Source organism: Pseudomonas sp. GW456-E7 (assembly GCF_059424105.1).
Genome location: NZ_JBWKZB010000002.1, coordinates 185,730 through 210,626 on the forward strand (window position 1 = coordinate 185,730; position 24,897 = coordinate 210,626).

26 protein-coding genes are annotated in these 24,897 nt (G+C 60.6%); 14 read left to right on the forward strand and 12 right to left on the reverse strand.

The window, feature by feature from the left end:
• Positions 1-12: 12 nt before the first annotated feature.
• The 4 genes from AC07YV_RS02285 (at position 13) to AC07YV_RS02300 (ending at position 4,154) form a co-directional block, all read left to right on the forward strand.
• Positions 13-1,029, forward strand: a complete 1,017-nt coding sequence (locus AC07YV_RS02285; RefSeq protein WP_007972451.1) for a Bug family tripartite tricarboxylate transporter substrate binding protein — start codon at positions 13-15, stop codon at positions 1,027-1,029.
• A gap of 53 nt (positions 1,030-1,082) precedes the next feature.
• The gene (locus AC07YV_RS02290; RefSeq protein ID WP_102698959.1) at positions 1,083-1,616 is read left to right on the forward strand and encodes a tripartite tricarboxylate transporter TctB family protein; all 534 of its coding nucleotides are present in this window, start codon (positions 1,083-1,085) and stop codon (positions 1,614-1,616) included.
• Entirely contained in the window at positions 1,613-3,142 is a 1,530-nt protein-coding gene (locus tag AC07YV_RS02295; protein ID WP_102698960.1) for a tripartite tricarboxylate transporter permease, read from the forward strand. The genes AC07YV_RS02290 and AC07YV_RS02295 overlap by 4 nt, the downstream gene beginning before the upstream one ends.
• Before the next feature lie 70 nt (positions 3,143-3,212).
• Positions 3,213-4,154, forward strand: a complete 942-nt coding sequence (locus tag AC07YV_RS02300) for a LysR family transcriptional regulator (RefSeq protein ID WP_102698961.1) — start codon at positions 3,213-3,215, stop codon at positions 4,152-4,154.
• Between the two features lie 36 nt (positions 4,155-4,190).
• Here AC07YV_RS02300 and AC07YV_RS02305 read toward each other — a convergent pair whose 3' ends face one another.
• From AC07YV_RS02305 to cysK, 3 genes are all read right to left on the reverse strand, one after another.
• Entirely contained in the window at positions 4,191-5,054 is an 864-nt protein-coding gene (locus AC07YV_RS02305; protein WP_102698962.1) for a DMT family transporter, read from the reverse strand.
• Between the two features lie 637 nt (positions 5,055-5,691).
• A complete protein-coding gene (locus tag AC07YV_RS02310) occupies positions 5,692-6,630 on the reverse strand; it encodes an aspartyl/asparaginyl beta-hydroxylase domain-containing protein (RefSeq protein WP_102698963.1) in 939 nt (312 codons plus the stop codon).
• A 220-nt stretch (positions 6,631-6,850) separates the two neighbouring features.
• A complete protein-coding gene (gene cysK / locus AC07YV_RS02315; RefSeq protein ID WP_102698964.1) occupies positions 6,851-7,825 on the reverse strand; it encodes a cysteine synthase A in 975 nt (324 codons plus the stop codon).
• Positions 7,826-7,925: 100 nt separating this feature from the next.
• On the opposite strand from cysK, the gene AC07YV_RS02320 reads away from it, so the two are divergent.
• The 3 genes from AC07YV_RS02320 to AC07YV_RS02330 all read left to right on the forward strand — a co-directional run bounded on the left by AC07YV_RS02320 (position 7,926) and on the right by AC07YV_RS02330 (position 11,214).
• Complete coding sequence (locus AC07YV_RS02320; RefSeq protein WP_494990262.1) at positions 7,926-9,029, forward strand: DUF748 domain-containing protein; 1,104 nt, start codon at positions 7,926-7,928, stop codon at positions 9,027-9,029.
• 148 nt (positions 9,030-9,177) lie between these two features.
• Entirely contained in the window at positions 9,178-10,023 is an 846-nt protein-coding gene (locus AC07YV_RS02325; RefSeq protein WP_007972431.1) for an AAA family ATPase, read from the forward strand.
• Between the two features lie 12 nt (positions 10,024-10,035).
• Complete coding sequence (locus AC07YV_RS02330; protein WP_007972429.1) at positions 10,036-11,214, forward strand: vWA domain-containing protein; 1,179 nt, start codon at positions 10,036-10,038, stop codon at positions 11,212-11,214.
• A 117-nt stretch (positions 11,215-11,331) separates the two neighbouring features.
• Here AC07YV_RS02330 and AC07YV_RS02335 read toward each other — a convergent pair whose 3' ends face one another.
• From AC07YV_RS02335 to AC07YV_RS02350, 4 genes are all read right to left on the reverse strand, one after another.
• On the reverse strand, positions 11,332-12,258 hold the full coding sequence (locus AC07YV_RS02335; protein WP_102698966.1) for a 5-oxoprolinase subunit C family protein: 927 nt from the start codon (positions 12,256-12,258) through the stop codon (positions 11,332-11,334).
• Positions 12,255-12,959 (reverse strand): 5-oxoprolinase subunit B family protein, encoded by a 705-nt coding sequence (locus tag AC07YV_RS02340; protein ID WP_102698967.1) that lies wholly within the window; start codon positions 12,957-12,959, stop codon positions 12,255-12,257. Before AC07YV_RS02340 ends, AC07YV_RS02335 begins: the two co-directional genes overlap by 4 nt.
• A complete protein-coding gene (locus tag AC07YV_RS02345; RefSeq protein ID WP_102698968.1) occupies positions 12,956-13,708 on the reverse strand; it encodes a 5-oxoprolinase subunit PxpA in 753 nt (250 codons plus the stop codon). Before AC07YV_RS02345 ends, AC07YV_RS02340 begins: the two co-directional genes overlap by 4 nt.
• A 72-nt stretch (positions 13,709-13,780) precedes the next feature.
• A complete protein-coding gene (locus AC07YV_RS02350; RefSeq protein WP_007972423.1) occupies positions 13,781-15,067 on the reverse strand; it encodes an MFS transporter in 1,287 nt (428 codons plus the stop codon).
• 146 nt (positions 15,068-15,213) lie between these two features.
• On the opposite strand from AC07YV_RS02350, the gene AC07YV_RS02355 reads away from it, so the two are divergent.
• Positions 15,214-16,128, forward strand: coding sequence for a LysR family transcriptional regulator (locus AC07YV_RS02355; protein WP_102698969.1), 915 nt, complete (start codon positions 15,214-15,216; stop codon positions 16,126-16,128).
• A 56-nt stretch (positions 16,129-16,184) separates the two neighbouring features.
• Here the strand turns inward: AC07YV_RS02355 and AC07YV_RS02360 are convergent, their stop codons facing one another.
• From AC07YV_RS02360 to AC07YV_RS02370, 3 genes are read right to left on the reverse strand one after another with little or no spacing between them, the layout of a single operon-like run.
• Positions 16,185-16,727, reverse strand: a complete 543-nt coding sequence (locus AC07YV_RS02360; protein WP_007972421.1) for a DUF2937 family protein — start codon at positions 16,725-16,727, stop codon at positions 16,185-16,187.
• A gap of 11 nt (positions 16,728-16,738) precedes the next feature.
• The gene (locus AC07YV_RS02365) at positions 16,739-17,515 is read right to left on the reverse strand and encodes a class II glutamine amidotransferase (RefSeq protein ID WP_102698970.1); all 777 of its coding nucleotides are present in this window, start codon (positions 17,513-17,515) and stop codon (positions 16,739-16,741) included.
• 32 nt (positions 17,516-17,547) lie between these two features.
• Positions 17,548-18,045 (reverse strand): MFS transporter, encoded by a 498-nt coding sequence (locus tag AC07YV_RS02370; protein ID WP_102698971.1) that lies wholly within the window; start codon positions 18,043-18,045, stop codon positions 17,548-17,550.
• A gap of 203 nt (positions 18,046-18,248) precedes the next feature.
• Between AC07YV_RS02370 and AC07YV_RS02375 the strand changes: the two genes are divergently transcribed.
• Both AC07YV_RS02375 and AC07YV_RS02380 read left to right on the forward strand, forming a co-directional pair.
• Complete coding sequence (locus AC07YV_RS02375; protein WP_102698972.1) at positions 18,249-20,309, forward strand: S9 family peptidase; 2,061 nt, start codon at positions 18,249-18,251, stop codon at positions 20,307-20,309.
• A 138-nt stretch (positions 20,310-20,447) separates the two neighbouring features.
• Positions 20,448-20,921, forward strand: a complete 474-nt coding sequence (locus tag AC07YV_RS02380; protein ID WP_007972417.1) for a cyclic nucleotide-binding domain-containing protein — start codon at positions 20,448-20,450, stop codon at positions 20,919-20,921.
• Here the strand turns inward: AC07YV_RS02380 and AC07YV_RS02385 are convergent.
• On the reverse strand, positions 20,918-21,208 hold the full coding sequence (locus AC07YV_RS02385; protein ID WP_007972415.1) for a hypothetical protein: 291 nt from the start codon (positions 21,206-21,208) through the stop codon (positions 20,918-20,920). The genes AC07YV_RS02380 and AC07YV_RS02385 overlap by 4 nt on opposite strands.
• Before the next feature lie 95 nt (positions 21,209-21,303).
• On the opposite strand from AC07YV_RS02385, the gene AC07YV_RS02390 reads away from it, so the two are divergent.
• From AC07YV_RS02390 to AC07YV_RS02405, 4 genes are all read left to right on the forward strand, one after another.
• Positions 21,304-21,990: a spermidine synthase gene (locus AC07YV_RS02390; protein WP_007972413.1), complete on the forward strand. Its 687-nt coding sequence runs from the start codon at positions 21,304-21,306 to the stop codon at positions 21,988-21,990.
• A 50-nt stretch (positions 21,991-22,040) separates the two neighbouring features.
• Positions 22,041-22,412, forward strand: coding sequence for a YajD family HNH nuclease (locus AC07YV_RS02395; RefSeq protein WP_007944009.1), 372 nt, complete (start codon positions 22,041-22,043; stop codon positions 22,410-22,412).
• Positions 22,413-22,610: 198 nt separating this feature from the next.
• Positions 22,611-23,081 carry an RNA methyltransferase gene (locus AC07YV_RS02400; protein WP_007993783.1) on the forward strand — a complete coding sequence of 157 codons (471 nt, stop codon included), beginning with the start codon at positions 22,611-22,613 and terminating at the stop codon, positions 23,079-23,081.
• 80 nt (positions 23,082-23,161) lie between these two features.
• Positions 23,162-23,539: a YgaP family membrane protein gene (locus AC07YV_RS02405; protein WP_007972408.1), complete on the forward strand. Its 378-nt coding sequence runs from the start codon at positions 23,162-23,164 to the stop codon at positions 23,537-23,539.
• 109 nt (positions 23,540-23,648) lie between these two features.
• Here AC07YV_RS02405 and AC07YV_RS02410 read toward each other — a convergent pair whose 3' ends face one another.
• Positions 23,649-24,878: a hypothetical protein gene (locus tag AC07YV_RS02410; protein ID WP_102698973.1), complete on the reverse strand. Its 1,230-nt coding sequence runs from the start codon at positions 24,876-24,878 to the stop codon at positions 23,649-23,651.
• Positions 24,879-24,897 lie beyond the last annotated feature (19 nt).

Below are 24,897 nucleotides of genomic sequence, written 5' to 3' on the forward strand. Positions count from 1 at the left end.
GGCTCTTCCATCATGCGAAATGCATTCGTCCGTCGTACATCCCGTCTGTTTCTTGGTTGCGCACTGATCGCCGCCGGTACCCTTCCCGCTCTCGCCAACGCCGCCTGGCAACCGGACAAGAACGTCGAAATCGTCGTAGCCGGCGGTCCCGGTGGCGGTACCGACCAGCTCGGTCGCCTGATCCAGTCGATCATCACCACGCACAAGCTGCTCGACGTGAACACCATCGTCCTCAACAAGGGCGGTGGCAACGGCGCCGAAGCTTTTCTCGACCTGAAAATGAGCAAGGGCGATGCCGACAAACTGGTGATCGGCACCAACAACATCTACCTGTTGCCCCTGGTGTCCAAGCTCGGCTACGAATGGCAGGAACTGACCCCGATTGCCGCCGTGGCCGAGGATGACTTCATTCTCTGGAGCTACAAGGGTGCGCCGTGGAAAGATGCGAAAAGCTTCTACGAAGCGGTCAAGGCCGACCCGTCGAACCTGCGCATGGGCGGCAGCCAGTCCAAGGACGTCGACCAGACCCTGACCCTGCTGCTGAACCAGACCAACAACAGCAAACTGGTGTACATCCCGTTCAAGAGCGGTAGCGAAGCCGCGACGCAACTGGCCGGCAAGCACATCGCCGCCAACGTCAACAATCCAAGCGAGAGCATCAGCCAATGGCGTGGCGATCAAGTCGAGCCGCTCTGCGTGTTCAGCAAGGAGCGCATGGGCTATACCGATAAAGTCGCCGGCGACAAATCCTGGGCCGACGTCCCGACCTGTCACGAACAAGGCCTGGGCATCGATCAGTACCGTTTCCCGCGCACCGTGTTCATGCCTGGCGACGTCACCGCCGAGCAGCGCGCGTTCTATGTCGAGTTGATGCGCAAAGTCACCCAGACCGATGAGTTCAAGGCTTACGTGAAGCAAAACGCCCTGGTGCCGACCTTCCTCGAGGGCGAGCCGCTGACCGCCTACATCGAAAAAGACACCGCCCGCGTCACGCCGGTGTTCAAAGAGGCCGGCTGGCTGAAAAACTGAGTTGCTCACGGCCGCCCGCCCTGCGTACGGCCGTCACCTCTGGAGGTGCTTTCATGTCCCATTCTTCGGATTCACCAGCGCTGGTCGGTACACGCTGGGTCGAACTCGGCCTGACACTCTTCACCACGCTGATCGGCGCGGTGGTGATGTACGGCAGTGTCGAACAGGGTATCGGCTGGGGTGATGCCGGCCCCGAGCCGGGTTACTTTCCCTTCTACATCGGCCTGATGTTGAGCGCCGCCAGTGTGGCCAACGGCGTGTTGACCCTGGTGCGCTGGCAAGCCCTGGGCATTTCATTCGTCAGCCGCAGTGCGTTCAGGCAAGTGCTGTCGGTGTTCGTGCCCATCGCGCTATTCGTCGGTGCAATGCCGTTCACCGGCATCTACGTCGCTTCGGCCTGCTTCATTGCCTGGTTCATGTGGCGTGACAAGGTCCGCGCCCAGCCTTACGGCAAATGGATGATCGGTAGCGTGTCCCTGGGCGCGGTGCTGGCCAGTTACCTGATTTTCGCGCTGTGGTTCAAAGTGCCGCTGGATGCCGGCCCAATGGGCGACTGGATTGCCCTGGCCGGGAGACATTTCAAATGAGCGAGTTCGATTCCCTGCTGCAAGGCATGAACCTGATCCTCACGCCGGGCCATATCGGCCTGATGGTGATCGGCGTGCTGCTGGGCATTCTGGTCGGCGTACTGCCCGGTCTCGGTGCCCCCAATGGCGTGGCGTTACTGTTGCCGCTGACGTTCACCATGTCGCCGGTGTCGGCGATCATCCTGCTGTCATGCATGTACTGGGGCGCGCTGTTCGGCGGCTCGATCACCTCGATCCTGTTCAACATCCCCGGTGAGCCCTCATCGGTGGCGACTACCTTCGACGGTTATCCCATGGCCCGCGAAGGCCGCGCCGCCGAAGCCCTGACCGCCGCGTTCAGTTCGGCGTTGCTGGGTGCGTTGGCCGGGGTGTTGTTGCTGACGTTCCTGTCGACCAAAATTGCCGCGTTCGCCATGTCGTTCAGTTCGCCGGAGTTCTTCGCGGTGTACCTGTTGGCGTTCTGCACCTTCATCGGCATGAGCAAGAACCCGCCGCTGAAAACCGTGGTGGCGATGATGATCGGTTTCGCCATGGCCGCCGTCGGCATGGACACCGTGTCCGGCAACCTGCGCCTGACCTTCGACCAGCCGATCCTGATGACCGGCATCAGCTTTGAAGTGGCGGTGATCGGCCTGTTCGGCATCGGCGAAATCCTCTGCACCGTGGAAGAGGGACTGGTGTTCCGCGGCGAGCATGCGCGGATCACGCCCATGGTGATCCTGCGCACCTGGGCCAAATTGCCGCGTTACTGGTGGACGATTGTGCGCAGCACCCTGGTCGGTTGCTGGATGGGCATCACCCCTGGCGGACCGACTGCCGCATCGTTCATGAGCTACAGCCTGGCCCGGCGCTTCTCGAAAAACCGCGACAACTTCGGCAAGGGCGAACTCGAAGGGGTGATCGCCCCGGAAACCGCTGACCATGCGGCCGGCACCAGTGCCCTGCTGCCGATGCTGACCCTGGGCATTCCCGGTTCGGCGACTGCGGCGGTGATGCTCGGTGGCCTGATGATCTGGGGCTTGCACCCAGGGCCGACGCTGTTCGTCGAGCAACACGATTTTGTCTGGGGCCTGATCGCCAGCATGTACCTGGGCAACGTGGTGAGTCTGATCGTGGTGCTGGCCACCGTGCCGCTGTTCGCTTCGATCCTGCGCATCCCGTTCTCGATCATCGCGCCGATCATCATCATGGTCTGCGCCATCGGTGCCTACTCGGTGCACAACTCGTTCTTCGACGTGGTGCTGATGCTGGGCTTCGGTGCGCTGGGTTATCTGTTCAAGAAACTCGGCTACCCGATTGCGCCGCTGGTGTTGGCGGCGGTGCTGGGTGACAAGGCAGAAGATGCGTTCCGCCAGTCGATGCTGTTCTCCGACGGGCACCTGGGGATTTTCTGGTCCAATCCGTTGGTGGGCAGCCTGACCACGGCGGCGCTGCTGATGCTGTTCTGGCCGTTGATTTCCAAAGCGCTGCAAACCTTGATCGGCCTGCGCAAACCCCAAGTCGCCAAAGCAAAATCGGTGCTGTGACACGCCAAAGCTGGCAACGCCTGGCATTTGTTGTCAGGCTTGCCGCAGGACTTTTTTGCGAGCACGGCCCATGACCCGAATTCCTGCTGCCAACGTAATCCACAGCCGACTGCGCCTGCGCCAACTGCGGCTGATGCTGGCGTTGCAGGAGTTCGGCTCGTTGCGTCGCGCCGCCGATCACATCGGCATGACCCAACCGGCCGCGACCAAGATGCTGCATGAGGCCGAAGACCTGTTGGGCGTCGAGCTGTTCGAACGCCTGCCCCGGGGCATGCGCTCTACCCCGTTCGGGGAAACAGTCATTTATTACGCACGCATGGTATTCGCCGAACTCAGCGGCATGCGTGAAGAGCTGGTCGCCCTCGAATCCGGCAACCTTGGCCGGGTCGCGGTCGGGGCCATTCCGGCACTGGCTTCGGGGCTGCTGACGCGTACCATCGCCACCTTGAAACAAAGCCATCCACGCTTGTCGATGAGCATTCAGGTCGACACCAGCGACGTGCTGGTGCAGGCGTTGTTGCAAGATCAGCTGGATATCGTATTGGGGCGGATACCCGCCGGTGCCCGGGCAGAGGAGTTGCTGTTCGACAGCCTTGGCGAGGAAGCGCTGTGCGTGATTTCCGGCGCACAGAATCCACTGGCCAAAGCCACACAGTTGAGCTGGGCCGAATTGCAGAACATGACCTGGGTACTGCAACAGCAGCCCAGCCCGATGCGCGCGATCATCAATCAGGTGTTCCACAACGCGCGGGTCGACATCCCGAGCAGCATCGTCGAAACCACGTCGATCATGACCTTGCTGTCGTTGATTCAGCAGACCGACATGCTCGGCGTCACGCCGGTGTCGGTGGTCGAGGATTACCCCGGTCGGGATCTGCTGGCGGTGTTGCCGATCAAGTTCGAGGCGCGGCTGCCACCGTACGGGTTGATCACCCGGCGTCATCGCATTCAATCGTCGGCGATGCAGGCGTTCATGAATTCGGTACGGGCCGAGCATGCGCTGGCCAAATGAAAAAGGCCCGGAGCATTGCTCCGGACCTTTGCGGTTTTAAGCCGATTTACGGAACACAAACACCAGCCCGACGATGATCAACAGCATGCCGAACAGGCTCAACAGCGCCAGGCGATTGCCGAAGACCAGATAGTCCATCACCGCCGTCACCGCCGGCACCAGGTAAAACAGACTGGTGACGTTCACCAGGTTGCCCCGGGCGATCAAGCGGTACAGCAACAGCGTCGCCAGCACCGACACCACCAGCCCCATCCACAGCACCGGCAGGATGAAACCGCTGCTGTGTTCGAAGTGAAACGGCTGGAAAGGTACGAAAATCCCGCACAACAGCAGCCCGGCGAGGTACTGCACCGGCAGCGTGCCGAGGGGATTTTCAGTGATGCGCTTCTGCATGATCGAACCGAACGTCATGCTCACCAGCGCCAGCAGACCGAAAAGCATTCCGGCCAGCGACATTCCGGCCAGGCCGATGCCCTGATAGACCACCATGATCAAACCGGTCAGCCCCAGGACCAGACCGAACATCCGGCTCCAGGAACGCTGACGCTCCATCAGCACCACCGTGAGAATCGGCTGCACGCCCATGATGGTCGCCATCACCCCGGGGGTGACTTTCAGGTCGAGGGCCAACAGATAGAAAATCTGATAAGCCCCCAACAACACCACGCCGGTGGCCATCGCATACAGCATCGGCTTGCCGCCCTTGGGCAACTTCAGCTTGAACAACGGCACCAGCAACACCAGCCCGCATAGCGCGATGAGGAAACGAAACATCAGGAAGGCGAAGGGTGACGCGTGGGCCAGCCCCCATTTGGAGAAGATCGCCCCGCTGCTCCACAGCAGCACGAACAGGCTCGTGGACGCCGCCGCGAGCGCGGATTTTTTCGAAAGGACAAACATGAATACCACCTGTAGTCAGGCAAAAAGCCAACTCAGCAAAAGCTGAAATCCAGTAGTTTTTTCAGGCGGGCGGGGGAACAGCGGAAGACAGCTGATCAGCCCGAAATGCCGACGCCTGGCGGTGATACGACTGCGCACACCGGCGTGCTACTGACAGGTGGGGGGTAATGACTGATCTGCCCGGGCTGCTGATTCCCGCACGACACGACGCCAGCGTTGACCGCTGAATCGACTACCGCGTTGAGGAGGGATGCAGGCATTGGGCTGATCTTTGCTCGAGGGATAAAAAGTGAGTCCGAAACTCACCGTGCGCCGACTATAACCAGCGTTCGACATGGATTGCAACGAGTTGGTCAAAAGGCCAGTAACGACAGCCGGCACAGTGTCAGTATCTGAAGGGGGTACCCGGTATTCCTCGAAAAAAAACGCTCACAACGAGTAATGCCGATCAGTTAAGGGATCGACCAGCGCTGATCAACTTGTGGCGAGGGAGCTTGCTCCCGCTGGACTGCGCAGCAGGGCCATTTTTTTGGGGCCGCTTCGCTGCCCTGCGGGAGCAAGCTCCCTCGCCACAGTGGACTCGGCTTAACTGATCGGCATTACTCACAACGAGCGTTTTTTTATTCCGTATCCGGCTTCAACCAAACAACCAATACCCCAGCAACGTCAGCACCACCAACGCCAGCACCGGGCGCAGTACACGGTAGGCCTTGGGATTGCGCCGCTTCCATTGCTTGACCACACCACTGAATCTATCGCTGGAGCTCTTGCTCCACGCATAAGCCTTGTTGATCCCGCCCACACGTTCGTCTTCCAGGTTCTGAGGGGCGGTGGCGCGACCTAGCCAGGCGCTGATACAGCGGTTGATGCGGGTCATGAAGCGATTGCTCAACGGACGTTCGATATCGCAGAACAGGATGACCCGGGTCTTTTGCGTTTCATTCTTGACCCAGTGCACGTAGGTCTCGTCGAACATCACGTCTTCGCCATCGCGCCAGGCGTAAACCTGACCGTCGACAAAGATGCGGCAATCATCGGAATTGGGGGTGGACAGCCCCAGGTGATAACGCAGGGAGCCGCCAAACGGATCGCGATGCGGGTTGAGGTGGCTGCCGCCCGGCAGCAGCGCAAACATTGCGCCCTTGACGTTGGGAATGCTGCTGACCAATGCCACGGTTCTCGGACACAGGACTTCGGCAGAAGGCAGCGGTTTGTCGTACCACTTGAGATAGAAACGCTTCCAGCCCTTCTTGAAGAACGAGCCAAAACCGGCGTCGTTGTTCTTTGCCGCCGCGCGGATATACCCCTCGTCGAACAAGTGCATCGCTTCGTCGCGAATCACTTCCCAGTTGTCCTTGAGCACATCCAGTTCGGGAAACTTGCTGCGATCCAGATACGGTTTGGAAGGCACACCGGAAAACAGGTACATCAAGGCGTTATAGGGGGCGAACAGTGCCGAATGGTTAACGAACTGGCGCAAAACCGGCAGACGCGCCTTACCGCGCAAGTGCACATACAGGGTGCTGCCCAGAAACAAAAACAACAACGAGGCTTTCGCGGCAAACGAAAAGGTCATCAACAACTCCTTTGAAGATAAGCGACTTTGCGCCACGCCCATTGCCCGACGTGGTTTGCGGCATGATAAACACTGCCGAACCGGTGAAAAACCTGCACTTTTCAACATTCAATGTTAACGAATGTGCAACAAAGCACTTCTTAACATGCGGCACCTGAACGGCGGCTGATGCGAATCCATCATCAACCGCCAACAGCCACGATCCGCCAATGTTCAGCGTTTACTGCTGATTCTCCTGCTCGGTAAACAGATCACTGAACAACATGCTCGACAGATAACGCTCACCGGAATCCGGCAGGATCACGACGATGGTCTTGCCCTGCATTTCCGGGGTCTCCGCCAATCTCACGGCCACTGCCATGGCAGCGCCGCAGGAGATCCCGCACAAGATTCCTTCTTCCTGCATCAAGCGCAAGGCCATGGCCTTGGATTCTTCGTCACTGACCAGCTCTACCCGGTCGACGATCGACAAATCGAGGTTCTTCGGCACAAAACCGGCACCAATGCCCTGGATCTTGTGCGGGCTGGGCTTGATTTCCTCACCGGCCAGGGCCTGGGTAATCACCGGTGACACCGCCGGCTCCACCGCCACCGAGAGAATCGGTTTGCCCTGGGTATTCTTGATATACCGTGAAACCCCGGTGATGGTTCCACCGGTTCCGACGCCTGCCACCAGCACGTCGACGGCACCGTCGGTATCGTTCCAGATTTCCGGGCCGGTGGTTTTTTCGTGGATGGCCGGGTTGGCCGGGTTGTCGAACTGCGCCGGCATGAAGTACTGCGACGGGTCGCCGGCAACAATTTCACCGGCTTTTTCGATAGCGCCCTTCATGCCCTTGGCCGGTTCGGTCAACACCAGCTCGGCACCCAGTGCCTTGAGCACCTTGCGGCGTTCGATACTCATGGACGCCGGCATGGTCAGCATCAGTTTGTAGCCACGGGCGGCGGCCACGAACGCCAGGCCGATACCGGTATTGCCGGAGGTGGGTTCGACGATGGTCATGCCCGGTTTGAGTTTGCCAGTGCTCTCGGCATCCCAGATCATGTTTGCGCCGATCCGGCACTTGACCGAGTAACCGGGGTTGCGCCCTTCGATCTTGGCCAGGATGGTCACACCACGCGGCGCAATGCGATTGATCTGCACCAGCGGCGTGTTGCCGATGGAGTGGGCGTTGTCAACGAAAATGCGGCTCATGGCTGGGTCCTTAACGACAGCATTGAAATAGGGCATCAAGGTAAGCCCTCTTGCCCGCAGGCGTCCAGTCGGGTCGAACGTCCGCCTATCAGTGCAGTCAATGGCTTTAGATCGCCAGAGATTTGCCGCCATGAAACGTCGATACAGCTGGCCCCTGTGGACCCTCATCGGCCTCGTTGTACTGCTGATAACGTTGCACATCGCCTTGCCCTATCTGGTGCGCGATTACCTTAATGAGAGGCTGGCGGACATGGGCGACTACCGGGGCCAGATCACCGACGTGGACCTGGCCTTGTGGCGCGGTGCCTACAAGATCAACGGACTGAAAATCGTCAAGGTCGATGGCAAGGTTCCGGTGCCTTTCGTCAACGCGCCATTGATCGACCTCTCGGTGAGTTGGCACTCACTGTGGCACGACCACGCGGTGGTGGCCCAAGTGCAGTTCATCAAGCCCGAGGTCAACTTCGTCGACGGGGCCAACAAGCGAAATTCCCAGACCGGCCAGGGCACCGACTGGCGTGCCCAATTGGGCAAGCTGCTGCCCATTACCCTGAACGAAGTGCGGATCAGCGACGGCAAGATCAGTTTTCGCAACTTCAGCTCCAAACCACCGGTGAACATGAACGCCACAAAGGTGGATGCCAGTATTTTCAACCTGACCAACGTGGTCGACACCAAAGGCAAACGCGACGCACGTTTTGAAGGCAAAGCCTTGCTTCTAGGGCACGCGCCACTGGAAACCACGGCCACTTTCGATCCCTTGAGCGATTTCGAAGACTTCGAGTTTCGCTTGCGCACCACGGATATCGAACTCAAGCGCCTGAACGACTTCGCCGCGGCCTACGGCAAGTTCGACTTCAATGCCGGCCATGGCGACGTGGTGATCGAAGCCCAGGCCAACAAGGGCCGACTGACCGGCTATATCAAGCCGCTGATGCGCGATGTTGACGTGTTCAACTGGCAGCAGGACGTGGAAAACAAGGACAAAGGGCTGTTCCGCTCGATATGGGAAGCCCTCGTCGGTGGAACCGAGACGGTCCTGAAAAACCAGGGCAAAAACCAGTTTGCGACAAAGGTCGAACTCAGCGGCAACGTTCACCAGAAGGATATCAGCGCGTTCCAGGCTTTTTTGCAGATTTTACGCAATGGTTTCATCCAGGCGTTCAATGCGCGGTATGAACGGCCCAAGCCGGATGCCGGCTAAGTCACTAAGTGACGCCCCATTCAGAGACTGAATAAGCCGTCTGCGTTCACAGTCGACCGGGCAGCGCGTTATAGTCGGGGCTGACCCTTTTATTGCGCCCCCCCGCCCTGCCGCGTTCAGGTCGGCGTTACCGTTCGAGGATTAGCAGATGAAGTTCGAAGGCACCCAGGCCTACGTCGCCACCGATGACCTGAAGCTGGCGGTCAACGCCGCCATCACCCTGGAGCGGCCGTTGCTGGTCAAGGGCGAACCGGGCACCGGCAAGACCATGCTCGCCGAGCAACTGGCCGAATCCTTTGGCGCCAAGCTGATCACCTGGCACATCAAGTCCACCACCAAGGCTCACCAGGGCCTGTACGAGTACGACGCGGTCAGCCGCCTGCGCGACTCGCAACTGGGCAACGAAAAAGTCCACGACGTTCGTAACTACCTGAAAAAGGGCAAGCTCTGGGAAGCCTTCGAATCCGACGAGCGGGTCATCCTGCTGATCGACGAAATCGACAAGGCCGACATCGAATTCCCCAACGACCTGCTGCAAGAACTCGACAAGATGGAATTCTACGTTTACGAGATCGACGAGACCATCAAGGCGAAAAAGCGTCCGATCATCATCATTACCTCCAACAACGAAAAGGAATTGCCGGACGCCTTCCTGCGCCGCTGCTTCTTTCACTACATCGCTTTCCCCGACCGCACCACCCTGCAAAAGATCGTTGACGTGCACTACCCGGACATCAAGAAAGACCTGGTCAGCGAAGCGCTGGACGTGTTCTTCGACGTGCGCAAGGTGCCGGGCCTGAAGAAGAAGCCTTCGACCTCCGAGCTGGTGGACTGGCTGAAGCTGCTGATGGCCGACAACATCGGCGAAGCGGTGCTGCGCGAGCGCGATCCGACCAAGGCCATCCCGCCACTGGCCGGCGCCCTGGTGAAGAACGAACAGGACGTGCAATTGCTTGAGCGTCTGGCGTTCATGAGCCGTCGCGGCACCCGCTAAGAGGCTGATGCCATGCTGCTCAACCTGTTCAATGAAATGCGCGCAGCCAAGGTGCCGGTCTCGGTACGCGAGCTGCTGGACCTGATCAACGCGTTGAAACAGCGCGTGACCTTCGCCGACATGGACGAGTTCTATTACTTGTCCCGGGCGATCCTGGTGAAGGACGAAAAGCATTTCGACAAGTTCGACCGGGCGTTCGGTGCCTACTTCAATGGCCTGGAAAAGCTCGACGACCATCTTCAGGCGCTGATCCCCGAAGACTGGCTGCGCAAGGAATTCGAACGCTCGCTGACCGACGAAGAACGGGCGGCGATCCAGTCCCTCGGCGGCCTGGACAAGCTGATCGAAGAGTTCAAGAAACGCCTAGAGGAACAGAAGGAACGTCACGCCGGCGGTAATAAATGGATCGGTACCGGCGGCACCAGCCCGTTCGGTTCCGGCGGTTTCAACCCGGAAGGCATTCGGGTCGGCGACGCCGGCAAGCGCCAGGGCAAGGCCGCCAAGGTCTGGGACCAGCGCGAATACAAGAACCTCGACGATTCGGTGGAATTGGGCACGCGCAACATCAAGGTCGCCCTGCGCCGCCTGCGCAAGTTCGCCCGTCAGGGCGCGGCGGAAGAGCTGGACATCGATGGCACCATCGACCATACCGCCAAGGATGCCGGCCTGCTGAACATCCAGATGCGGCCGGAGCGGCGCAACACCGTCAAGCTGTTGCTGCTGTTCGACATCGGCGGCTCGATGGACGCCCATGTGAAGATTTGCGAGGAATTGTTCTCGGCCTGCAAGACCGAGTTCAAGCACCTGGAGTACTTCTACTTCCACAACTTCATTTATGAATCGGTGTGGAAGAACAACATGCGCCGCACCTCCGAGCGCACCTCGACCATGGACCTGCTGCACAAGTACGGCGCCGACTACAAAGTGATCTTCATCGGCGACGCCGCCATGGCGCCCTATGAAATCACCCAGCCGGGCGGCAGTGTCGAGCACTGGAACGAAGAAGCCGGTTACGTGTGGATGCAGCGGTTCAAGGAAAAGTACAAGAAGCTCATCTGGATCAACCCGTATCCGAAGGACACCTGGAGTTACACCTCCTCGACCAACATCGTGCGCGACTTGATCGATGACCAGATGTATCCGCTGACCTTGCGGGGGTTGGAGGAAGGGATGCGGTTTCTATCCAAGTAGAAATCCGTCGTTTGTGAAGGCCTCTTCGCGAGCAAGCCCGCTCCCACATTGGTTTTGTGCACGACACAGATCAAATGTGGGAGCGGGCTTGCTCCGGGCGGCGATCCGACGAAGCTTTTAGCGGCGTGTGAAGCGCTGCAAATACTCGACATGCTCACGATGAGCGACATCCTGCACCACCGGCCTCAACCGCACCTGCGCCCCCGGCAGGCACTGCGCCAGCCGCGCCAGCGCCAACGGCGTCAACGCCCCCAGGCGCGGATATCCACCAATGGTCTGCCGATCATTGAGCAACACAATCGGCTGCCCGTCGGGCGGCACCTGCACGGCACCCAACGGAATGCCTTCGGAAATCATCGGCTTGCCCTGGTACTGCAGCGCCGTACCCAGCAGGCGAATACCCATCCGGTCGGCACGGCTGTCGAGGTGCCATACGCTGTTGAACGCGTCGAACAGGCTCTGCCCGCTGAACTCGCCGATCTGTGCACCGAGGACCAGGTCCAACGGCGCATCAAGGTTCAGGTCCGGTCGTTGCTCTGCGGCCAATTCGCGTAGCAACATCACCGGGTAGCCCGAATAGCTCAAGCTCGCCCCTTTCCCCAGCGCTCGGCCCATGCCGTCGAGCCCGCCGAGTTCCTCCCGGACCACCGTCGCGCTACTGCCCAGCACTTTCGGCGCATCAAACCCACCCGGCGCCGCCAGATAAGCCCGGGCTCCGAGCAGCGGCTGAGTGAATTGCAAACGCTGGCCTTTGTGCAGCCTGAAACTGCGCCACGGGGTCAAAGCCTCGCCGTCCACCCGCGCGCCAAGATCCGCCCCGGCCAAGGCCAGCACGCAGTCTTGCTCAGCAACGACGGTAAACCCGCCGAGGGTGATTTCGATCACCGGTGCATCCAGTCCGTTGCCCAATAGCCAGTTGGCCCAGGACATCGAACGCCAATCGGCCGCTCCGCCCTGGGTCACGCCCAGATGCCGCACGCCGAATCGCCCGGCATCCTGCAACAGGCACAGCGGCGTACTCGCTTCAATCATCAGACGGCTCATGCCTGGGCCTCCAGAGGCGTATCGTCACCCCCAAGGTTAATGAACTCGGCATGGCCGACCGCTTCGAACCGTACGGTGTCACCGGGTTGCATCAGGCTGTAGCCGTCACGGTTGCGGTCGAACAATCTGGCCGGCGTGCGGCCGATCAGGTTCCAGCCGCCCGGCGACACCACCGGGTAGGCCGCCGTTTGCCGCTCGGCGATGCCGACACTGCCGGCCGCGACTTTTTTGCGTGGCGTGTTCAGACGCGGCGCAGCGAGCGCTTCTTCCACCAGCCCCATGAAGGCGAAGCCCGGTGCAAACCCCAGGGCGAACACCTGGTATTCACGCTCACTGTGGCGACGGATCACCTCCTCCACCGCCAATCCGCTGCGCTGCGACAACAACGTCAATTCCGGTCCGACACTCAAGTCGTACCACACCGGCAACACATGACAGGTACCGCGAGTGCGCGCATTGGGCGACAGATCGATCAGTGCCTGGGCGATCAATTCCCGTGCCTGGCTCGGGCTCAATGCCGTCAGGTCGTAATGCACCATCAATGTGGTGTAGGACGGCACCAGATCGATCAGGTGCCCGGCAAATGCCATGCGCAGACTTTCACTGGCCGCGAGCATCCACGGCATGTTGCTTTCGGCAATTTCATCGAACAGGCGCACCATCAGGCAATCCAGCGCCACCACTTCCACCCGCAGCTTCATGACGCACTCTGCCGGTTCAAGGCTTCACGGATGCGTTGCACGGCAGCGACCGAACTGGCGTTGTCGCCGTGCACGCAGAGGGTGTTGGCCTGCAAATGCAGGGCGCTGCCGTCGCTGGCGGTGAGCTGATCGCCACGGGCAATGGTCAGCGCCTGCTCGATGATTGTTTCCGGGTCGTGATGCACCGCGCCCGGCAGTTGTCGCGAGACCAGCCTGCCGGCGCTGTCGTAAGCGCGATCGGCGAAGGCCTCGAACCACAGCGTCACGCCGTATTCATCGCCCATTTGTTGGGCCGCGCTGTTGTCGCGGGTCGCCATCAGCATCAATGGCAGCGTGCGGTCGTAGGACGCCACCGCTTGCAAAACGGCGCGCAGTTGCGCCGGATTGGCCATCATGTCGTTGTACATCGCACCATGGGGTTTGACGTAGCTGACCCGGCCGCCCTGGGCCCGGCAGATGCCGTCGAGGGCGCCGATCTGGTAATGCAGGATGTCTTGCAGCTCCTGGGTGGCATAGGCCATGGAGCGGCGGCCGAAGCCCACCAGATCCTGATAGGCCGGATGCGCGCCGATTTGCACACCGTGGCTGAGGGCCAGGCTGACGGTCTTGCGCATGATGCTCGGGTCGCCGGCGTGAAAACCGCAGGCGATGTTGGCGCAATCGATGAAGGGCATGATTTCGGCGTCCAGACCCATGGTCCAGCTGCCGAAACTCTCGCCGATGTCGCAGTTCAATAGCAGGCGGCTCACACTGAACACTCCTGTAGTTTTATTCTTTTCAGCTGCGGGACATACCTATAAGACAGTCCCGCAGGTTATCAGTTACTGGGCGTCGAGTTGCTTGCCACGGGTTTCCGGCAGGCTCAGGGCCGCGAGAATCACCACACCGTAGGAAACCGCCGCGAAGGCACCGATGCCCACGCTCAGCGGTACGGTCTGGCTGAGCAGGCCGATCAGCAGCGGGAACAACGCAGCCAGCGCGCGGCCGATGTTGTAGCAAAACCCCTGGCCCGAACCGCGAATGCGCGTGGGGAACAATTCGGTCAGGAATGCGCCCATGCCACTGAAAATCCCTGAGGCGAAGAAGCCCAGCGGAAAGCCCAGCCACAGCATCACGCCGTTGCTGACCGGCATTTGCGTGTACAGCAAGACAATGGTGAACGAACCGACGGCGAACAGGATGAAGTTCTTCTTGCGTCCGAGGATGTCAGTCAAATAGGCGCTGATGACATAACCCACGTAGGAACCGACGATCACCATCGCCAGATAACCGCTGGTATTGAGTACGCTCAAACCGCGTTCGTTTTTCAGGAACGTCGGTAGCCAGGACGTGATGGCGTAGTAGCCGCCCAATGCGCCGGTGGTCAGCAACGAAGCGCGAATCGTGGTGAACAGCATGCCGGGGGCGAAGATCTCGTAGAACTTCGACGGGTTGCTCGGCTCCTGCCGGGCTTTGGCTTGGCGATAGATTTCCGGGTCCTTGACCAGACGGCGGACAAAAATCACGAAAATCGCCGGCACGATGCCAAGGATGAACAGCGCGCGCCAGGCGTCTTCCGGTGGTAATACCGAGAACAGCAGCGCATACAGGATCGCCGTCAACCCCCAACCCAGCGCCCAGCCGGATTGCACCATGCCCACAGCCTTGCCGCGGTCCTTGGCACGAATGACTTCGCCGATCAGCACGGCGCCGGCTGTCCACTCGCCGCCGAAACCGAAGCCCATCAGGGTCCGTGCAATCAGCAGTTGCTCGTAGCTCTGGGCGAAGCCGCAGAGGAAGGTGAAGAAGGCAAACCACAACACGGTCAGTTGCAGGGTGCGCACACGCCCGATGCGGTCGGAGAGAATCCCTGCGACCCAGCCACCGATAGCCGAAGCGATCAGGGTGCTGGTGTGAATCAGCCCGGCCTGGCCGGTGGTGATGCCCCACATGGCAATCAGGGTCGGCACCACGAAGCTGAGCATCTGGGTGTCCATGCCGTCCAGGCCATAGCCGATCTTGCAGCTCCAGAAGGTGCGGCGTTCCTGCTGATTGATGTTGCGATACCAGTCGAAAGGTCCCGGGCGAGCCGTGGCTTTCGCAATGACGGGGGTGTCGGGCGCACTCATGGCAAATCTCCGCGCTTATTTTATTGGTATTGTTCTGAGCCCCGACGACGCCTATCGTGGGAACCGGATGCGCCGATTTTTGGACGCGCGCCCCTGCCGCGTCCAACTAATAAAAACCCGCCTTAGACATAAGAAATCTTTATCCCATGAACCTGAAGTTTCTCGAGACCTTTGTCTGGGTTGCCCGACTCAAGAGTTTCCGCCTGACCGCCGACAAGCTCTTCACCACTCAGGCTTCGATTTCCAGCCGGATTGCGGTGCTTGAAGGCGAGCTCGGGGTGAAGCTGTTTCTGCGTGATTCGCGCGGCGTAAGCCTGACGCCCGAAGGCCTCAAAGTGCTTGATTACGCCGAGCAGATGCTGGACACCATGCAAGCACTCAAGCAGTCGATCGAGACCCGCTCGAGCAAGGCCGGACGGGTACGCATCGGCGTGATGGACACGGTGATCCATACCTGGCTCAGCCCGTTGGTGGCGCAGATGACCGATCACTACCCGCTGGTGGAAATCGAGCTGGTGGCCGATACCTCGCTCAACCTCTGCGATCAACTGCAAAAAGGCTTTCTCGATGTGATCCTGCAAACCGACCTGCTGCGCCAGGAAAGCGTGCGCAGCCTCGAACTGGCCAGCCACCCCATGGGCTGGATCGTCGCCAGCAACTCCATTTACAACCGCGATTACTCGGGCATCGCTGACCTGGCGGGCGAGCGGATCATCACCTATTCGAAAAACTCCCATCCGCACCAGGAAGTGCTGGCCCTGATGCAGGCCAATGGCGTGATGGCACCGCGCCTGAACTGCGTGAACTCGGTGTCGGCGATTACCCGGCTGCTGCGCGACGGCTTCGGTATCGGCGCCTTGCCGCCGGTGCTGGTGGCCGAAGAGCTGGCACGGGGGGAGTTGACCCTGCTGGACATCGATCAGCGACCACCCGACTTGCAGGTGGTGGTGTCGTGGCGGGTGGGTGTGGAGTGGGTCGAGGAGATTGTGGCGTTGTGTCAGCAGGTGCTGGAGGGGTATGCGCACCGGGTCGGTGAAAATTACATCGTTTTGAATCGTTGAAAATCAAAAGATCGCAGCCTTCGGCAGCTCCTACATTGGAATGCGATCTTTTGGCCTTACAACCCGCGCAAATCCCGCTCTTCGATCGGCCGGCTCTGGCGCAGACGCTTGCCGCCCAGCACCACCCAGTCGATCAGCCGGAACAGGCACTCGATCCCGAACGACAGCAGCAAGGCGCCGCTCATGCCCCAGATCATCGCTTCGGGCGTCAACAGGATCTGGTAGCTGTAGCCGTTCCAGGTTTCCTTGCGGATGTCCGGATCGGCGGCCAGCACCACTTGCAGGAAGCGGATGTACCACGGGCCTTGCATCGCCTGGAACTGTTTATCCAACGCCAATTGACGGGTCAGCAGGTTGCTCAGGCTGTCGGCGTCGCTGCGAAAGATCGGGTCCTCGCTGGCGCGGTAATGCGCGACCAGCGCCTGCATGTCGCCCTTGAAGAACTGATTGGCGGTGTTCTGGAAGCCGCTCAACCCGGCTTGCGCCTCAATCAGATGGGCTTCGACCCGCTTGGCGTAATCGTTGATGAACCCCGGCACCTGGACACCGATCAACAGGCCCGCCGCAAACAACACCAGCCGTAGATAACTGAGCAACATGCAAGGAGTCCTTATTCGGTCGTGCCCTGGCTGACGCATTCGCCGCGTCGCCACAGGCTCCATTGACCCGCTTCGTAACGGGTCCAGGTTTCGTTTTCGGTCAAAGGTTCGGTGGCGATGACGGTGACCACATCGTTGGGTGTGGTTTCGGCCTGAAAGTCGACGATCACGTCGACATCTTTCAGGCGCGCCGGGCCAAAGGGTGCACGACGGGTGATCTGCGCCAGCTTGGTCGAGCAATAGCAGAACAGCCAGTCACCGTCGCTGAGCAGGCAGTTGAACACGCCTTTGCTGCGGTACTCGGCGCAAGCGGCCACCAGGTCCGGCAGCAACACTTCGACCTCGACCGGTTCGGGGAATGCCGAACGCACACGGTTGAGCAAATCGCAGAATGCCGCTTCGCTGTCGGTATCGCCCACGGGGCGGTAGAAACTGGCCGTTGGCTGAAAATCCGCCAACTGGCCGTTATGGGCGAAACACCAGTTGCGCCCCCACAACTCGCGGACGAATGGATGGGTGTTGGACAGGCAGACCTTGCCGACGTTGGCCTGGCGGATGTGCCCGATCACCACTTCGCTCTTGATCGGATAGCGCTGCACCAGGTTGGCGACTTCCGACTCGCAGCTGGCCGCCGGGTCCTGGAACAGCCGCAGCCCACGGCCTTCATAGAAGGCAATGCCCCAGCCATCGCGGTGCGGGCCGGTGCGGCCGCCGCGCTGCATCAGCCCGGTAAAGCTGAACACGATATCGGTCGGGACATTGGCGCTCATGCCCAATAACTCACACATGCTCGGACTCTCGCTCAATCGCAGGGGCAAGGTTACAGACGGGGTTCGACTCGCATCCGCTGAGGATTGCTCGGCACGGGCGGACGGCCGTAACGATCATCGCCGGCACCGCCAAACGGTTGATCATCCTCAGGCTCTTCGGCGCGGACGGCAGCTTTGCTGGCAGCCTCTCGCTCCTTGCGGGCGTTGGCGGCGCGTTCGATGGGGAAACGGATCGCTACCAGCACCAGATAGAGGCCGAATGCGATCATGCCGTACATGAACAGATCGGAAATGGCCCGCCAGGCGTTGTTGCCGACCTTGAACAGCAGGTCGAGCGCGGTAATGGCGACGGCCGGTGCGACTTTGTCCTTCACCGGGTCGATGATGGTCGGGCTGAACAGCAGCACGACCATCAGCAGCCGCAGCGGCTCACGCAGCCAACGCCACATCCAGCGGGTCAAGCGCATCCACACCAACAGGCAGCCCAAAGCGGCGAAGGCGTAGAGGCCCCAAGCGATCAGATAGTCGTTCTCGGTCATGGTGTCCATGGCAAGGCAGGCAAAGAGGCGCTTATGATAACGGCTTTTCGCCCGTCAGGCTGCATCAAGACATAGAACCCTGTAGGAGCGAGCTTGCTCGCGATAGCGGACTGACAGTCAACACTGCTGTTGAATGAACCGGCCGCATCGCGAGCAAGCTCGCTCCCACAGGTTATTCACCCCCAATTCCGTACACTGCTCGAGAGTCCTTCATGCCCCTACCCGCCAACATTCACGACGCTCCGATTGCCCACAAGGCTGATGGCTCCGATCCGTATGCCTGGCTGCAAGAGCGCGACACCGATGCAGTACTCGACTATCTGAAAGCCGAAAACAGCTATCAAGAGGCGCAAACCGCCGACCAGGCCGGGCTGCGCGAGACCCTGTTCGAGGAGATCAAGGGGCGGATTCTCGAGACCGACCTGTCCCTGCCCTCGCCCTGGGGACCGTATCTGTACTACACCCGCACCACCGCAGGCGATGAATATGCCCGGCACTACCGCTGCCCGCGTCCGGCCGATGACAGCCTGACGCTCGACGAAAGCCGCGAACAACTGCTGCTGGACCCCAACGAACTGGCCAACGGCGGCTTCTTTTCCCTGGGTGCGTTCAGCATCAGCCCGGACCATCAGCGCCTGGCCTACAGCATCGACTCCAGTGGCGACGAGATTTACACGCTGTTCGTGAAGGAATTGTCCGACGGCCGCGTCAGCGAGCTGGAGTTCCAGGACTGTGACGGCAGCATGACCTGGGCCAATGACAGCCTGACGCTGTTCTTTGGCGAGCTGGACGACACCCATCGCCCACACAAGTTGTATCGCTATCGACTGGACGGTACGGCGGCCGAAGAAGTGTTCCATGAGCCGGACGGTCGCTTCTTCATGCATTGCTACCGTTCAAGCTCCGAGCAGCAACTGCTGCTTTCCGTGGGCAGCAAGACCACCAGCGAAGTCTGGGTCCTCGATGCCTCCCGGCCCCAGCAGGCGTTTACCTGCCTGGCGCCACGGGTTGAGGATCATGAATACGACGTGGATCACGGCGCACTGGACGGGCAATGGACCTGGTTCATCCGCACCAACCGCGACGGCATCAACTTCGCCTTGTACACGGCCGTCGATACCGGCGCCGCGCCCACCGAAGCCGACTGGCAGAACCTGATCCCCCATAGCGACACGGTGATGATCGACGGCATCAGCCTGAACACCGGGGCCATGACCCTCAGCCTGCGGCTTGGCGGTCTGCCGGTCATTGAAGTACACCCGCAAGGCCTGGCGCCTTATCGCGTACAACTGCCGGATGCGGCCTACAGCCTGCACGTGCAAAACAGCCTGGAGTTCGAAAGCGAGCGGATTCGCCTGCGCTACGAAGCGTTGAACCGTCCGGCGCAAATCCGCCAACTGGAGCTCGCGACCGGCGAACAGAAAGTCCTCAAGCAAACCCCGGTGCTCGGCCCGTTCGACGCCGACGCCTACATCAGCCAGCGCCTGTGGGCCACGGCGCCGGACGGCACACAAGTGCCCATCAGCCTGGTGATCAAACGCACCGACCTCGGCAAACCGGTGCCGCTGTACCTCTACGGTTATGGCGCCTACGGCGAAAGCCTCGACCCATGGTTTTCCCACGCGCGCCTGAGCCTGCTGGATCGCGGCATGGCGTTTGCCATTGCCCACGTACGGGGCGGCGGCGAACTGGGGGAAGCCTGGTATCGCGCCGGCAAGCAGGAGCACAAGCACAACACCTTCAGCGACTTCATCGCCTGCGCCGAACACCTGATCGCCCAAGGCTTCACCACTGCACCGCAGTTGGCAATCAGCGGCGGCAGCGCTGGCGGCTTGCTGATCGGCGCGGTGCTCAATCAACGGCCGCAGCTGTTTGGCGCCGCCATTGCCGAAGTGCCGTTCGTCGACGTCCTCAACACCATGCTCGACCCTGACCTGCCATTGACCGTGACGGAATACGACGAGTGGGGCAACCCTGAAGAGCCGGACGTTTATGATCGGATCAAGGCCTACGCCCCGTACGAAAACGTCACCGCGCAAGCTTATCCGGCGACCCTGGTGATCGCCGGTTACAACGACAGCCGTGTGCAGTACTGGGAAGCGGCCAAGTGGGTGGCGAAACTGCGCGCAACCAAGACCGACAGCAATCCGCTACTGCTCAAGACTGAACTGGGTGCCGGGCATGGCGGGATGAGCGGTCGGTATCAGGGATTGCGTGACGTAGCGCTCGAATATGCATTTTTGTTCAAGGTATTGGGTATAAACCGGCCTTGATTGCGGACGGATACAACACCGATCCCTTGTAGGAGCTGCCGAAGGCTGCGATCTTTTGATCTTGAAAAATCAAAGTCAAAAGATCGCAGCCTGCGGCAGCTCCTACAGGGAACCAGACAAACAAAAGACCGTGACGACATGTCTGAATCAACCTTTCTGAACAACGAAATTCGCGACTGGCTGATGGATTGCGGCCTGTTCAATCAACTGTTGCCGGCGGACTTCGTCGCGGCCTCGGGCTACTTCAGTATCAGCACCATTGCCCAGGGCGAAGAGATCTTCCAGGAGGGCGATGCCGGCAGCTTCATGTGCATCATCCATACCGGTCAGGTGGCGGTGCAGAAAACCACCGCTGACGGGCAACGAGTCACCATCGCCACGTTGCGCAGCGGCCGCTCGTTCGGGGAAATGGCCGTGCTCGACGGCGAGCGGCGCTCGGCCAGTTGTGTGGCCGCCAGCAACTGCCAGTTGCTCAACCTGGGCAAGGACTCGCTGGAAAAGATGCTCAACGATGCACCGAAAATCGCCGCCAAGATCATCCGTGCCCTCGCCGTCTCCCTGTCCAAGCGCCTGCGCATGGCCGACGGTCAATTGCTTTCGCAGCAGGTCTAGCCACCCGGTGATTTGACTTTCGGCGGGTTCGGTTCGATTCCCGGCACGGGCTGGTCCTTGGTTGGCGGGCTGGGCATTTCAATCGGCACCAACGGCGGCCCGCTACTGCCGGGGCCGACTTTCGGCAACGGCGCCGGGCTGATTTGCGGGTAAGGCGTGGGCGTGGCGGTGCCCGGCGAACCGGGTATCGGCGCGGGGCTGACGGGAATCGGTTGCAACTGTTGGGCCTGCGCTGCAGTTATCGAGAGCGCGGCCAGGGCAATGACCGTTAGAATGGTGCGCTTCATCAATGGCTCCGTTGGCCTTGTCGTCATGAACAGGCTACTCCCAACTGCGTCTGTTTGCCCTCCCGAGTTCTGCCAATTTTCTTCAAGTGAGCCCCATGAAACGTTTCGTTCTGCTGGACACCACCCCCATTCCTGAAAACGGCGGTGCCCTGTGCCTGTTCGAATATGGCGAGGATTTCGTCATCAAGATCCAGGGTGGCGACGGCGGACAATTGATGAACACGCGTATGCACGGCTCCGAAGACGCCCTGGCCGAGATCCCCTGCCGCAAAGTCGCTGGTCGACCGAATTCGCGGGTGCTGATCGGCGGCCTGGGCATGGGGTTCACCCTTGCCTCAGCGCTCAAGCACCTGGGCAAGACCGCCGAAGTGGTGGTCGCCGAGCTGGTCCCCGGCGTGGTTGAGTGGAACCGTGGACCGCTGGGCGAAAAGGCCGGCAACCCGCTGCTCGACCCGCGCACGGTGATTCGCATGGAAGATGTGGCCAAAGTCCTGCAAGCAGAACCCCAGGGCTTCGATGCCATCATGCTCGATGTCGACAACGGCCCCGAAGGCCTGACCCAGAAGGCCAACAGCTGGCTGTACTCCGCCGCGGGCCTAAACGCCTGCGCCAGGGCCATGCGCCCCAAAGGCGTGCTGGCGGTCTGGTCGGCCAGCGCTGATCGGCAATTTTCCGACAAACTGAAGAAAGCCGGCTTCAAGGCCGAGGAAGTCCAGGTCTTCGCCCACGGCAACAAGGGCACCCGCCATACCATCTGGATTGCCGAGAAGCTCAAGGGCTAGGCTAAACTTCACCCTATAACCGTCATTAGTCATTCTACAAAGGTGAACCCATGAGTTCGTCCACCCCGACCAACACTTCGAAGCTGGATCGCATCCTCGCCGACAACCAGCGCGACAAGGAAATGGGCTACCGCGACAAGGCCCTGAAGATGTACCCGCACGTCTGTGGCCGCTGCGCCCGTGAGTTCTCCGGCAAGCGCCTGAGCGAGCTGACCGTGCACCACCGCGACCACAACCACGACAACAACCCGCAGGACGGCTCGAACTGGGAGCTGTTGTGCCTGTACTGCCACGATAACGAACACTCGCGCTATACCGACCAGCAGTATTTCGGCGAAGGCTCGCTGAGCACGCCGAAAATCGCCAAGGCCACGCACAATCCGTTTGCGGCGTTGGCTGGGTTGATGAAAAAAGAAGACTGAAGATCTTCAGCGCCTGAACCGGCCTCTTCGCGAGCAAGCCCGCTCCCACATTGATCCGCGCCCGTCTGGACACCTCGGTCAACTGTGGGAGCGGGCTTGCTCGCGAAGGCGGCCTCAGCTACACCGCCAATCTCCGAACTGACCACTGCCGCCCAATCCCCGTATAATCGCGCTTTTTTCCCGAAAGGCACCCCGCTCGTGGCAGACAAACGGTACAGCTGCATTGGTTTGTATAACCCCAAGTCACCGGAGAACGTCGGTTCGGTGATGCGCGCCGCTGGCTGTTATGGCGTGGCGTCGGTGTTCTACACCGGCAAGCGCTATGAGCGCGCCGCCGACTTCGTCACCGATACCAAGCGCGTGCACTACGACATCCCGCTGATCGGCATCGATGACCTGAAGAAAATCCTGCCGCTCAATTGTGTGCCCGTCGCCGTGGAACTGGTTGAGGGTGCCCGCCCTCTGCCGGAATACACCCACCCGGATCGCGCGCTCTACATCTTCGGCCCGGAAGACGGCTCGCTGGATAAGGAGATTCGCGACTGGTGCGAAGACGTGGTCTACATTCCGACCACCGGTTGCATGAACCTGGCCGCCACGGTCAACGTCGTGCTCTACGACCGCATGTCCAAGGGGCTCAATACCCGCTCCGGTCCAAAATTCCGCTGAATCGCCGCACATCCGATTGAACGAGCTGCCCGCCCCGGCGGTCAGCTTGTCTATCGATCACTGAAGCCTGGAGACAGACCATGAGCGAACTCAAACGCGTCGAGCGTATCGAATCCACCCCCTTCCAAAGCCCTTCCGAGCAAAACGTGCAGGGCTGGGAACGCATCGGCTCCCTGGCCGGCGGCGTGGTGATGGTGGGCAAGGGCCTGCGTCGGGGCGGGATCTTCGGCCTGATCCAGGTGGCCATCGGCGGCGTAGCCCTGGCGCGCGGCATTACCGGCCACAGTTCGGCGAAAAGCCTGCTGGAGAAAAGCCGTCAGGACATGGACAACGTGCGGGCGAAAATCCAGCGGGCCGGTGAGGAGCTGAGCCAGTTGAAGGCCAATGCCGAGGCGGCGACCAAAACTGCAACCGTGACGGGTAATGATTCGTTGAAGTCGCCGAAAGCCGGGGTTTGATCCGGATCGTTCGGCGGGGCTGATGGCCCTATCGCGAGCAAGCTCGCTCCCACAGGGGATTTGTGTACACAGATCCCCTGTGGGAGCGAGCTTGCTCGCGATGACGGACTCACTGAATCAACTCGGTACTGAGCACTTTTGAAGACCCTCCAATCACACTCTCGCTGAGCTGAACAAACGCCTGGGTGTCGATATCCCCCAGCCGCATCGCCTCGCGCAACACGTCATCCAGCGAACGCTTGTTATGGGTTTTCAGGCGAATCTCGCGGTCCAGCTCCTGCAGCAACACCACCGCCCTGGCCACCTGCGCCGGGTTGGCCTGATCACTGCGCAGCGTGCTGACCTTCTGGCTGGTCCTGACCAGTTTGCCGTGCAGGCTCTCGTAGCGTTCATCGCTCATGCCGCCGGCCCGCCGCACCAGTTCGATGGCGTAATACTCGGCAAAGCCTTCATTGATCCAGTCACTGCGCTTTGTGCCGTTGATCCGTCCGAACACCTGGGCCAACTCGCGGACCAGGGCGCTGGTGCCGCTTTCGCTGACCAATGGCAGGTGACTGTTGAGATAGATCGACTCGTGCGCCGACCGGCTGCCACGCCACATCGGATCATTGGCTCCGACGATCAGCAGTTTGCCCGGGTGTCGCGGGTACAGCGCCTGCACTTGCGGCCAGACGAAGGTCAGCAGCGTCAGCACATCCATACGCCGCATGCCCTGCCCCAGCGGCGAGGCGACGGTAACTTCAGTCTCGCCCAGACGGGTCCGGCGGCTACCAAGCTGGCCGGCGAGCATCCAGCCCGTGGGCCGGTCGAACAACCTGGAAGGGTTATCGATACGGAACTTGTTCTGGCCAATCCGTGGCCACGCGGTTTCGACGCTTTTCCAGCCACCGGGCAGCTCGAATTCAAGGCGTGAAACCAGTTCGATGCCATCCTGTTGATCGAGTCTGGCAGGCGGCACCAGATCGTCGCCGCGCATCAATGCCCAGTTTGGCGTCATGCGCGCGTCAAAGCTGCCGTTCTTGCGCCCGTGGTTGATATTCACCCGATACGTCAGGCTGGCCTTGTCGGCCGCTGGACGCCAGACACCCCGCGCCGCTTTGCCAGGGGTCAGTTGCCATTGGCCATCGGCCTTGAAATCGCTGTAGTGGCTGCTGTCGCCGAGGTCGAAATCCAGGCTGCGTACCGCCGAGCCCTGGGCGAGCGTCAGGCGCACTTCGGCCTGATCGTTCTGCGGCAACAGGCGCACGTGATAATCCAGATCGACCTTGTTCGCGGCCCATACGGGCGCACTCACGGCCAACAATCCAACGCCCCACACCTGCCGCCATCCCACAGCCATACACACTCCTTCGTGAAAG